This is a genomic window from Steroidobacter denitrificans, from assembly GCF_001579945.1.
In the GTDB taxonomy this organism is placed as follows: domain Bacteria; phylum Pseudomonadota; class Gammaproteobacteria; order Steroidobacterales; family Steroidobacteraceae; genus Steroidobacter; species Steroidobacter denitrificans.
The window spans coordinates 3,000,126-3,011,975 of record NZ_CP011971.1 but is presented as its reverse complement, the minus strand read 5'-3'; the positions used below and the strand labels follow the sequence as shown (position 1 = coordinate 3,011,975).

Here is an 11,850-nt window from a genome sequence, read left to right as displayed (position 1 = left end):
GTCAGTGCGAATGCTCCTCGTGCTCGCCGGATCGGTCGGTGCCGTCCTGCGCCGGGCTGGATTGACTGCCATGGCCGAAGTGCCCGCCGCCGGAGGCGCGCAGCCGGCTTTCCGAGTCGATCAGGAAGACGCCCGAGGCCACCACGTGCTCGCCGGGCGCCAGCCCGTCGAGGATTTCCACCCGATCCGCGAAGCGGGCGCCGACTCTGACCGGGCGGGGCTCGAACAGGTTCTCCGGGGTCTGCACGAATACGTGTTGGGCCTGGCCGGTGTCGATGACCGCATCGCGTCTCACGGTGAGCGCGTCCCGAGTCGCGACCTGGAAGCGGGCGCTGCCGTACATGCCGGGCCGTAGGCGGCCGTCGGTGTTCGGGACACTCATGCGCACGCGTACCGTCCGGGTGCGCTCGGTCAGCGTCGAATAGACGAATTCCACGTCGGCGGCGAAAGTCTCGCGACCGGACGTCGGAAAGCTCAGCGTGGCCGTCGATCCGGTGCCGATGTGCGCCGCATCGCCCTCCGCGACCTCGGCGATCACCCAGACTCGGGACAGGTCAGCAATGGTCAGGATTTCGGTGGACGGATCGATCGTGGTGCCCTGCGTGACGCCGCGGTTCAGCACGATACCGTTGATCGGTGCCGCGACGGTGACCAGGCGGCGCACTTCGTCGGTGTCCTCGATGCGTGCGATCTCTGCGGCGCTCATGCCGAGCAGGGTCAGGCGCGTGCGCGCGGCGTCCAGTACGGCGCTGGCCGGACCGCTGCCGGCGCGACGCAACGCCGACAGGTACTCGCTCTGGGAGGAATACAGTTCCTGCGAAAACACGGCGCCCAGCGGCTGGCCGACGCGCACCTGTTCTCCAGTGGTGTTCACATACAGTTCTTCCAGCCAGCCCGACACCCGCGTATGCACGTGAACGACACGCGATTCGTCGGCGACGATCGTGGCTACTGCGCGTACCGGATAGTCGAGTCTTTGTGTGTCGACCCGCTCGGTCTGCACGCCCAGCATCTCGATCTGCCGCGCCGACATATCGACCGGGACACGCGCCGAGAGCAGGTCGCTGGCGCTCTCTCCGGCTGCTTGCGGGGCGGCTTGCACGGCTGGGGCATGCGCGGCGTGTCGCGAGAAGGGCCAACCCTGTCGTTGATCCTGGATATACAGCATCACCGCCAGCAGCCCGACCGGGATCAGGGCGCTCGCGAGCAGTGTCCGTCGGCGAATGTCGGTCATCGGCTTATCTCCCGAAGGGTGCCCGTGGCTCGATCCAGGTTGGCCCAGGCCTCGCCAACGGCCGCATCGACCATGACCTGCTCCGCCTGCACCTCCCACAGCGCCCGCGCGGACTCGACTACGGCGATCAGCGTGCCTTGCCCGGAGGCGTAGCTCGCCAGTGCGGCTTCGGTCGCCGCCACCGCACGAGGCACGACCTCCGTCCGCAGCACCAGCGCCTGGGTCCGCACGGCGTTGACTTCCTCGCGGGCGGCCAGCGCTTCGCCGGCAACCATGCTGTGCATGGCGATCAGGTCGGCATCGGCCATGCGCTGCATGGCGTTCGCCTCGTTCACGCTGGCCCGCAGGCTGCTGCGCCAGATCGGTACGCTCACGCCGACCATGAGCATCGTTTCATCGCCGGTCATCATCGTCGATGCTCGTCCGACGCTGACCATGCCCATTGGTCTGTACATGGAACGTATGACATTGATCTCGGCCCTGGCCCGATTCACTTCCGCGGCTCCGACCGCCAGTTCCGGTCGATGGGTGGAAGCCTGGCGCAATACCTCGGCCTCTGACGCCGGCACGGCTAGATCAGGATCGTGTTCCAATGCCGGAAGTGGAGCATCGGCAGGCAGTCCCATGCTGGCATTGAGCATCGCTTCGCCCCCGCGAATCTGTGCCAGCAGCGCCTGTCGTTCGGCTTGCAGACGCGCGACTTCCACTTCGGCGCGCAGCACATCCGCCTGCGGGCTCGTGCCGCTGGCGTAACGGCTGGCGGCCACGTCGAGGAGCTGCTCAGCGAGTGCAATCTGTTCGTCGACGATCTGCCGCATGCGGCGCCGCTCAAGCAGCATGAAGAAGTTGCGCTGTGCATCCAGTACCACGTCGAGTCCGGTGGCATTCGCCTGTGCCCTGGCCCGGTCGGCATCGGCGAGCGCCGCTGCCCGGCGATGCGCACGCACCCTTGACAGAGGAAAGCGTTGTTCGATCGAGATGCTGCGGTCGTATCGTCGGTCGACCCCCATCATGCTTTCGTCGGGGTAGCCGATGGAGGTCGTAATCATCGGGTCTTCGAGCGCCGAAACGATCGCAGGCCTCTCGGCCAGCGCGTCCGCCTGGGCGGTGGCGGCGGAAACCTCGGCTCGATTGCGCAGGGCCACGGACGTCACATCAGCAAGTCGCAACGGGTCCGGCAACACAACATCCGCTGCTGCGGCGCCCGTGGTCGAGGTGGCCAGAACCAGGAGTGTAAAAATACGAGTGCGAATCTGATGGGACACGACGGACACCTGTTATTTTGTCATGGCGTCTCCGGTAACCGATCTCCGATGAGTTGCGAATCGGGCGCGATCGGAGCGCGAAGGAAGACTGATCGTAGCGCTCATGAGTGGATGAAGACGATGGCTCTTACCGTCGTTGTATTCCGTACTGTGCGTGCACCAATCGTCGTTATAGATGATGGCTTGTGCGCAGGCGTGCAGCTTGGCGCGTTACAAGCGGACTTGCCCGAAAGAAGGATGCTCCGCCCCTCAGTGCCGTCCTCTGGTGGGCGGAGTTTCGCTCTCAGGCCGTCAATTTGTCGCTGCTTCAGCTTCGTGCAATTTCGCGAGTTCTTCGTACTCCCTGGCGGTTTCCTGGTGGAGTTCGATCAGGCGATCACAATGCCTTTTCATTGACCGCCTCGCCGGCATGCCGGTTTTGAGCCGCCGGTGGTCGTGCCGCCGATAGGTGTTGCGCATGGCTTCATGCTTCTGCACTTCCGTGAGCGCTTCGGCGGCCAGCGTGCGGTAGTAGCCTGCGATGGCCAGATGATGCTCCGGCTTCTCTGACATCTCGTTGAGAAGTTTGACGATGGGCTCCTCTGCCGGCTGCGCATGCACGGGAACGGCCACGACAAAGAGTGCTGCCACCAGGACCATCCAAGGTGTTTTCATAGGTTTCATAGGTGTTCCTCCTAACGGGGGGTGTTGTACAGGGTTAACGGTTGACGCGGATGAGCGCCAAGTCAGCTTAGGTAGAGGTTGCTGTCACATGGATGACATCATAATTACATTCATGTAATCGTTATGACATTTTTAAGTGCAACACCTAAAACGGCACGATCAAGGCTCTATCGTGGTGCGACAGGTCAAGAAAAGCGCATTTTTCTGGGGGCAAGAAAGCTGACAGGGAAATTGCACCACTGTAATGGTGCGGTCGTCGCAGCGTTGTCGCCCAGCGGAGTCTGACCGCCCGTGTCCATCGGATTGAGCGATCAGGTTGCCGGTCGACTGAGCTGTCGGCTGGAGAACAGCCGGAGTATTGTCGCTGTCCACTCCGGCCTGGCGGACGCCCCGGTGAAGCTGTTGGGTGTTTGTTACGGATCGATCCCGACCGCTTGATAGCCAGCTTTCGTCAGTGCAGCTTGCAGCACCGCATGCGGTTGCTCGGAGACGACGTCCACCTTTCGGCTGGCCGGGTCGGCGTGAACCTGTGCGGCGGGATCGGCGGATTGAATGGCCCGTGTGACACCGCGAACGCAGCCGCCACAGGTCATGTTCTGGATGTCGAACTTCTGCATGGGAACCTCCTATCGGTCTGGTGTCTGCCAGCATGCCTGCGCGACGAGGCGCGCGCAGCTAGCCAATGGGCTGAACCCGAAAGGCGTCGTCGTTGCATGACGAGGAGATTGCAACATCGTAATGTCGGGGTCATGCCATCGACAGCTTCCCGCACGTAGGATGAACGAACCAACCGTACACACAGGTTGGTTTTTTCTTGAGCGCGTCGCGCTCAACGGTTCCCGAGGGGAATCGTCGCCAACATATCGGAGGTTGTCATGAAGCACTATCGTCGGCCGTCGCTCGTCATGGTCTGTATCCTCGGTGCCGCGCTCGCTGGCTCGGCGCTGGCTGATGATGACATGCACAAGCATGGTCAGTCGGGCGCCATGGAGCAACAGCCCGCCAGCACAAGCACCCCAGCGTCACCCCACGCTCCGGCAGCGCACGCTGCTGATCCGCAGTCCTCGGCTTCTCAGAATGCGCCAGCGCCGCCCGACGCCATGGCCGCGCACATGGAGGAGATGGCCACCATGATGCGCGAAAGGGGGAAAGCCATGGAGGCCATGGGCCGACAGATGCAGGAAGGCAGCACGCAGATGCATCAGCAGGCCATGTCGATGAAGGGTGGGGATGCCTCCGCGCACAAAGACATGGACATGTCGGCCATGATGCAGCACATGGAACAGATGAAGAAGGACATGGAGCACTGCGAGATGCAGATGCAGAAGGTCGATTCCACCAAGCAGAAGATGGATTCGAGCATGGGCAGCGGCATGGGCAAGAAGAAGATGGGCCACATGTAGGGCGGCGGCGGCCGTGCTGACGCAAGGTTTCGTGGGGTGGAAGCGAGTCGCTGTCTTGGCCACGCTGACGACGACGAGTACACGCCGACGCCAGCGATAGCGCCTGGTTCGCGGCATGCCCCTCAGGGGGCGCGGATCACCTGTGCCGCCTGCTCGAAGCGCAGACGGTCGTCGAGGATGCATTGCGCAATGCCTGCAGGAAACGAGGATCGGAGGGCATGATGCACTTACCGTCAAGCGACGCGCTCTATAGCTTCCTTCCAACCGATGTGGATGGGTTCAGGTCTCTCGCCGCTCTTGCGCTCGACATGCATTGGTCGTGGAACCATTGCACCGACCGCCTCTGGCGGGGGCTCGACCCAGCTCTGTGGGACCGCACGCACAATCCGTGGATCGTGCTGCAGACGATATCGCGCGAGCGGCTGCGCGAGTGTCTGTCCGATCGCGGCTTTCGCAAAGAGGTCGACGAGCTGCTGCGCTCGAATCGCGCTGCGATGCAGGCGCCCGCGTGGTTTCAGCGCGTTCACGGCAACGCCCGCCTCACGTGTGTCGCCTTCTTCAGCATGGAATTCATGCTGGGTGAAGCGCTGCCGATCTACTCGGGCGGGCTTGGCAACGTCGCCGGCGATCAGTTGAAAGCGGCGAGCGATCTCGGTGTGCCCGTCATCGGCGTAGGACTGCTTTATCAGCGCGGCTATTTCCGTCAAACGATCGGTCCGGATGGCGCGCAGCAGGCGCTGTACCCGTATAACGATCCGGGCCAGTTGCCCATCACGCCCGTCCGCGACGCAAAGGGCGAATGGGTCCACGTACGCCTCGGCCTTGCCGGATTGCCGGAGTCGCTGCGGGCGTGGCAGGTGCAGGTGGGCCGCGTCACGCTCTACCTCCTGGATAGCAACGACGCATCGAACTTCCCGGCGCATCGCGGCATCACCAGCGAGCTGTATGGCGGCGACGCTGAGTTGCGGTTGAAGCAGGAGGTCATCCTCGGGATCGGCGGTTGGCGTCTGTTGCTCGCGCTCGGGCACGCGCCTGAAGTGTGCCACTTGAATGAAGGTCACGCCGCGCTTGCCGTCCTCGAGCGCGCGCGCAGCTTCATGCAGGTGACTGCACGATCGTTCGATGCCGCCTTCACGACCATACGTGCGGGCAATCTCTTCACTACCCACACCGCAGTGGCGGCCGGGTTCGATGTCTTCGCTCCGGCACTGGTCGAGCGCACGCTCGGCGAATACGTGACGCAGTCCCTCGGCATCCCCGTGCGTGATGTTCTCGCGCTTGGCCGGGTCGATCCAGCCAATCGGGACGAGCCCTTCAACATGGCATACCTCGCAATGCGTGGAAGCGGCGCAGTGAATGGCGTCAGCCGACTGCACGCTGCCGTGAGCCGGCGGCTTTTCAGGCCGCTCTTCCCGCGCTGGCCGGAGCACGAAGTGCCGGTGGGACACGTCACCAATGGGGTTCACGTGCCGGCATGGGATTCGCCCGCAGCCGACGCGCTCTGGACCGGAGCATGCGGCAAGGGTCGCTGGCGGCACCCGACAGAAGGGCTCGAGCAGCACATCCGCATTGTTGACGACGCCGCGCTGTGGCAGCTGCGCACATCCAACCGGGCGATGATGATCGCTTATGTTCGCCAGCGGCTCGTCGCCGAGCGCACAGCAGGCGCTGCGCCGGCCGAAGCAATCAAGGCGGCGAATCAGGTGTGCGATACCGGGACATTGACTCTGGGTTTCGCCCGGCGCTTCGCTACCTACAAGCGGCCCAATCTGCTTCTGCATGACGCCGAGCGCCTGTTGCGGCTCCTCGATGATCCCGAGCGCCCCATGCAGCTCATCATCGCGGGTAAAGCGCATCCCGCCGACGGTGCCGGGCAGGCGCTCATCGGCGAATGGATGCGCTTTCTCGACCGGCCCGGGGCACGCGGCCGTGTCGTTTTCCTCAGCGATTACGACGTCGCGCTCGCCGAGCATCTCGTACAGGGCGTTGATCTGTGGATCAACACGCCGCGGCGTCCCTGGGAAGCGAGCGGCACGAGCGGAATGAAGGTGCTCGTCAACGGCGGACTCAATCTGTCAGAGCTCGACGGCTGGTGGGCGGAGGCGTACCGCCCGGAGGTCGGCTGGGCCATCGGGGATGGCAATGAACACGGCGACGATCCCGCTTGGGACGCCATCGAAGCCGAACAGCTCTATGAAATCCTGGAGAAGCAGGTGGCGCCGGAGTTCTATGTACGCGACCAGCACGGGATTCCGCGGGCGTGGGTTGGCCGTATGCGTGCGAGCATGGCGTCACTTACACCGACTTACTCCGCCAACCGTTCGGTGCGGGAATATACCGAGCGGCACTATCTGCCGGCCGCGGCAGCCTATCTCGCGCGCGCAGCCGAGTCCGGAGCGCGGGGAGAAGAGCTCGCGCGGCGTATACGCGCTATTGAAGAAAACTGGAGTGCGCTGCGGTTCGACGAAATGCACGTCGAGAGCACCGCGGAAGGGCACGCCTTCCATGTGCGGATCGACCTCGGCGAACTCGACCCCGAGCACGTGCGTGTGGAGCTCTACGCGGACGGTGCGAACGGTAGCGAACCGATTCGGTGGCAGATGAGCCGCGCTGAGCGCCACACCGGCGCAGATAGCACGTACACCTACACGGCGCGTGTGACAGCGACGCGGCCAGCCAGCGACTATACACCGCGGATTAGTCCCAAACTCGATGCCGCAGTGCCTCTCGAAGCGGGACGCATTCTGTGGCAACGATGAGCGACGACAGCGGGAATGGAACGCGGCGTTCGCCTGGAACATTGTTCCGGCCGCGCGTGGATACATTGAAGACGTCGCACCCGCCAGGCTCACGCTGGGCGGCGGAAGGGCTGCCGTTCCCGCTCGGCGCGACCTGGGTCGAAGAGGTGCAGGCGTTCAACTTCGCTCTCTACTCCAAGCACGCGCACACCGTGGAGCTCCTGCTGTACGCGTCGGACGATCTGGTGAATCCGGTGCTGATCCATGCCTTCGACCACCTCAGGAACAAGTCGGGGCGCGTCTGGCATTGCCGTATACCGCGGGAGGCGATGAAATGTGCGGCCTACTACGCCTATCGCATCGACGGACCGCCGCCTGCTGGCCGCTTCGAGTGGCACGCGTTCGATCGCGACAAGGTGCTCCTCGATCCCTACGCAAGATCCGTGTTCTTCCCGCCGTCGTTCGATCGCCTCGCGGCGGCGCGTCCGGGCTCGAACGCCGGGAAGGCGCCGCTCGGCGTGCTCGCCTTCGAACGCGAGGCGGCCTGCCAGCCGGCCGGAAAGCGCGTGCGGCACGAGGCGACGACGGTGATCTACGAGCTGCACGTCGGGGGATTCACGCGAGATCCGAGCTCGGGGGTAGGGCGCGAGGCGCGCGGAACCTACGCTGGCGTGATCGAGAAGATTCCCTACCTGAAGGAGCTCGGCGTCACCGTGGTGGAGCTGATGCCGGTGTTCCAGTTCGACGTTTCCGATGGCGACTACTGGGGCTACTCGCCGCTCAATTTCTTTGCACCCCACAACGGCTATCTGGTACGTCGTGCTGCGGAGTCGCAGCACGCGGAGTGTCGCGAGATGGTGGACGCGCTGCATGCGGCGGGCATTGAGGTGGTGCTCGACGTGGTGTACAACCACACCGGCGAGGGCGATCACACTGGGCCGACCTACAGCTTCAAGGGAATCGACAACAGCACCTACTACATGATTTCGGACCGCCCGGAGCGGCCCTACGAGAACTTCTCGGGGACCGGCAATACGCTCAACTGCGCGAACCGCGCGGTGCGCAAGATGATCATGGACAGCGTGCGCCACTGGGCGCACGACATGGGCGTGGACGGGTTTCGCTTCGACCTCGCGTCCGTCTTCACCCGGAATGCAGACGGCTCGATCAACCTGGCGGATGCGCCACTGCTTTCCGACGCGGCTTCCGACCCGGGGCTCGCCGGCCTGCGCCTCATCGCCGAGCCCTGGGACGCGGCCGGCGCCTACCAGCTTGGGCGGGCGTTTCCGGGCGTGACGGCATGCCAGTGGAACGGGCAGTTCCGCGACGACATTCGCCGCTTCGTGCGTGGCGATCCGGGCATGGTGGGCGCGCTCATGCGCCGGCTCTACGGCAGCGACGACCTCTTCCCCGACGACCGCATGCACGCTTACCGGCCGCACCAGAGTGTCAATTACATCGCCTCGCACGACGGCTTCACGCTCTACGACCTCGTCGCCTACAACGCGAAGCGCAACTGGGCCAACGGACACGGCAACACCGACGGCCCGCACGAGAACTACAGCTGGAACTGCGGCTGGGAAGGCGACGAGGGTGTGCTGCTCGAAGTGGCCAGCCTGCGCCGGCGCCAGGCGAAGAACTTCTGCTGCCTGCTCCTCCTCGCCAACGGCACGCCCATGTTCCGCGCGGGTGACGAGTTCCTGCAGACGCAGCGCGGCAACAACAATCCCTACAACCAGGACAACGAGACTGCGTGGCTCGACTGGCGACGGCTCGAGGCGAACGCGGACGTTTTCCGCTTCTTCCGGCTGATGATCGCGTTTCGCAAGGAGCACCCATCACTCGCGCGCAACCGCTTCTGGCGCGAGGACGTGCGCTGGTACGGAGTAGGCCGCGAGCCCGACCTTTCCTGGCAGTCGCACAGCCTCGCCTTTGCGCTGCACGGCGCCTCGGAGCAGGATCGTGACCTGTACGTCATGATCAACGCCTACTGGGAAGACCTCGATTTCGACGTGCAGGAGGGCGAGCCGCGCGAATGGTGTCGCGTGGTCGACACGGGCAGGGAGAGCCCGTCGGATTTCCTCGAGGGGGGTGAGGCGTTGCGGCTCGAGTCGCAACGCTACCGCGTGGCAGCGAGATCGGTCGTGGTGCTTACGCGGGAGCCGGCCGCTTGAACCTGCGCTGTCCCGATCCGGCGGCCGAGTCCGTGCTGCGCCTGCTCGCCGGGCAGGCGCTGTCGCGCGCGGGGGGCGCGCCGCTCGTGACAGGCAACAGCGCGCGCATCCTGAAAGATGCCGCGGAGCACTATCCCGCATGGCTGTCGGCCATCGCTTCCGCGCGCCGCACCGTGTTCTTCGAGAACTATATTTTTGCCGACGACGACGTCGGGCGCGAGTTCGTCGCGGCGCTTTCGGTAAAAGCGCGCGAAGGCGTCCGGGTACGCGTCATCTACGACTGGCTGGGCAGCTTCGCCGCCGGCCGGCGGCTGTGGCGCCCGCTGTTGGAAGCGGGTGGCGAGGTGCGCGCCTTCAATCCGCCGCGACTCGCCAGCCCGCTCGGCTGGCTCACCCGCGACCACCGCAAGATGCTCGCGGTGGATGGGCGCATCGGCTTCGTCACCGGGTTGTGCGTGAGCCGCAAGTGGCTTGGCGACCGGCCGAAAGGCATCGCCCCGTGGCGCGATACTGGGATGGAGGTGCGCGGGCCGGGGGTCGCCGGTATCGAGCAGGCGTTCGCGCAAACATGGTCGGCGACGGGGCCGGCGCTTGCCACGGAGGAGCTGACGGCGCCCGAAGGGATGCCCGAGGCCGGCGACGTGGCGCTGCGCGTGCTCGCCGCTGCGCCGAACCTCGCCGGCCTCTATCGTCTGGACCAGCTCATCGCCGCGATGGCGCGCAGGACCCTCTGGCTCACCGATGCCTACTTCGTCGGTGTCGCGCCGTACGTTCAGGCGCTGCGTGCCGCCGCGCTCGACAGCGTGGACGTCAGGTTGCTCGTTCCCGGCGCGAGCGACCTGCCGCTCGTCAGCTCGCTCTCGCGCTCGGGCTACAGGCCGCTTCTGGAGGCAGGCGTGCGCGTCTTCGAGTGGAACGGCTCGATGCTCCACGCGAAGACTGCGGTGGCCGACGGGCGTTGGGCGCGCATCGGCTCGACCAACCTGAATCTCTCCAGCTGGCTCGGCAATTATGAGCTCGATGTCGCGGTCGAGGACGGGCGTTTCGCCGCCGCCATGGAGACCATGTACGAGGAGGACATCGCCAATGCAACGGAAATCGTGCTCGACGCTCGTCGCCGCGTATGTCCCGCGGGCGCAAAGACATCCCTGAGGCGCAGGAGCGTCGGCGGCAGCGCGTCGCGCGCCGCAGCCGGTGCGCTGCGCATCGGCAACGCGGTCGGCGCGGCGATCACCGACCGGCGGGTACTCGGACCGGCGGAGGCCGGCATCATGAGCGGCGCGGCGCTCGTCCTGCTGGCGGTGGCACTCATCGGACTGCTCTGGCCGCTCGCCATCGTGCTGCCGCTTGCTTTGCTGTCTGCCTGGGCCGGGGCGGCTCTTCTTATGCGTGCCCGGGCGCTGCGCGGCGTGGCGCAGCAAAGCGCGACAGATGATCCGGGGAAGCCTGCCGGATGAGCGCGGTCGCTCTGAGACGCGCTTCGGCAAGCGGGCAGGCATCCTTCCTTGCCGAGAGCGCCCGGCGCCGCGTTCTTTGATGCAGATCAAGGCTGGCGCAGCGCGGCGAGCACCTGCTCCTGCCGGGCCGCAAGAGCATCCGGCGAGCCGACTTCGATTACCACCTTGGCTACCGGCTCGGTATGCGAGGCGCGCACGTTGAATCACCAGTCCGGGTATTCGACCGTGATGCCATCGAGCTCCCGCACGACGCCACTGATCCACGCGTGATTCCCGTCCGGACAGCCGCGTCCGGTCGTGCCGGGTGCTAGAGCCAGGTCACCGCGGATTCGGCCAGTTCGCGTTCCTCATCGATTGCGACGTTCCAGATGGCCGGTCCAATTCCGCTGTCGATCCTCACGGCTCCAGCGTCGTTGTCGTCAGGAGCTAGCGTCAAGCCGAGCCAGCCCAGGCGCGCGACGATCCGTGCACGCAGAATGGGCGCGCGATGGCCGATGCCGCCGGAGAAGACGACGTGGTCGAGTCCGCCGATTCCCGTCGCCATCGCCGCTATGGACTGCGCAATCCGGACTGCAAACAGTTCCACGGCAAGCTGGGAGCAGGTTGTCGTCGAGTTCGCGGGCGTCGCGCAGGTCACCGCCATGGACGATGCGGTGCACCACCACGTCGGGGCCGTGCGCCGGCTCCGACAATGTCTCGAACAGGGCTGCCAGTCCCGCCTGTGGCCCGTCTCCGATCGGGATCTCGGCGCGGGCGCGCTCCATCACATGCGGTGCCTCCCGGCTCCCCGCGGGTGGAAGTGCATACACCGCGCCCTTCAGCGTGGTGGAACCTACGTTCAGCGCCAGGAGCCGCCGGCCGGTCACAGATGCCCCGATCTGGCGATTGCGGTGACCAGCCGCAGCGAGAACAACCC

At 65.3% G+C, this 11,850-nt stretch carries 9 protein-coding genes; 4 read left to right on the top strand and 5 right to left on the bottom strand.

Annotated features, from left to right (window positions below; genetic code table 11):
* Position 1 precedes the first annotated feature (1 nt).
* From ACG33_RS13530 to ACG33_RS13515, 4 genes are all read right to left on the bottom strand, one after another.
* Positions 2 to 1,234 (bottom strand): efflux RND transporter periplasmic adaptor subunit, encoded by a 1,233-nt coding sequence (locus tag ACG33_RS13530; protein ID WP_066921996.1) that lies wholly within the window; start codon positions 1,232 to 1,234, stop codon positions 2 to 4.
* The gene (locus ACG33_RS13525) at positions 1,231 to 2,499 is read right to left on the bottom strand and encodes a TolC family protein (protein WP_168160099.1); all 1,269 of its coding nucleotides are present in this window, start codon (positions 2,497 to 2,499) and stop codon (positions 1,231 to 1,233) included. The genes ACG33_RS13530 and ACG33_RS13525 overlap by 4 nt, the downstream gene beginning before the upstream one ends.
* A gap of 291 nt (positions 2,500 to 2,790) precedes the next feature.
* Complete coding sequence (locus ACG33_RS13520; protein ID WP_157071805.1) at positions 2,791 to 3,162, bottom strand: hypothetical protein; 372 nt, start codon at positions 3,160 to 3,162, stop codon at positions 2,791 to 2,793.
* Positions 3,163 to 3,575: 413 nt separating this feature from the next.
* Positions 3,576 to 3,779 (bottom strand): heavy-metal-associated domain-containing protein, encoded by a 204-nt coding sequence (locus tag ACG33_RS13515; RefSeq protein ID WP_066921993.1) that lies wholly within the window; start codon positions 3,777 to 3,779, stop codon positions 3,576 to 3,578.
* Positions 3,780 to 4,037: 258 nt separating this feature from the next.
* Between ACG33_RS13515 and ACG33_RS13510 the strand changes: the two genes are divergently transcribed.
* The 4 genes from ACG33_RS13510 (at position 4,038) to ACG33_RS13495 (ending at position 10,934) form a co-directional block, all read left to right on the top strand.
* A complete protein-coding gene (locus tag ACG33_RS13510; protein ID WP_066921992.1) occupies positions 4,038 to 4,565 on the top strand; it encodes a hypothetical protein in 528 nt (175 codons plus the stop codon).
* Positions 4,566 to 4,783: 218 nt separating this feature from the next.
* Positions 4,784 to 7,324 (top strand): alpha-glucan family phosphorylase, encoded by a 2,541-nt coding sequence (gene glgP / locus ACG33_RS13505; protein ID WP_210399083.1) that lies wholly within the window; start codon positions 4,784 to 4,786, stop codon positions 7,322 to 7,324.
* Positions 7,321 to 9,477, top strand: coding sequence for a glycogen debranching protein (locus ACG33_RS13500; protein ID WP_083536952.1), 2,157 nt, complete (start codon positions 7,321 to 7,323; stop codon positions 9,475 to 9,477). The genes glgP and ACG33_RS13500 overlap by 4 nt, the downstream gene beginning before the upstream one ends.
* Entirely contained in the window at positions 9,474 to 10,934 is a 1,461-nt protein-coding gene (locus ACG33_RS13495) for a phospholipase D-like domain-containing protein (RefSeq protein WP_083536951.1), read from the top strand. Before ACG33_RS13500 ends, ACG33_RS13495 begins: the two co-directional genes overlap by 4 nt.
* 307 nt (positions 10,935 to 11,241) lie before the next feature.
* Here the strand turns inward: ACG33_RS13495 and ACG33_RS13490 are convergent, their stop codons facing one another.
* The gene (locus ACG33_RS13490) at positions 11,242 to 11,577 is read right to left on the bottom strand and encodes an acetate and sugar kinases/Hsc70/actin family protein (protein ID WP_083536947.1); all 336 of its coding nucleotides are present in this window, start codon (positions 11,575 to 11,577) and stop codon (positions 11,242 to 11,244) included.
* Between the last annotated feature and the right edge of the window lie 273 nt (positions 11,578 to 11,850).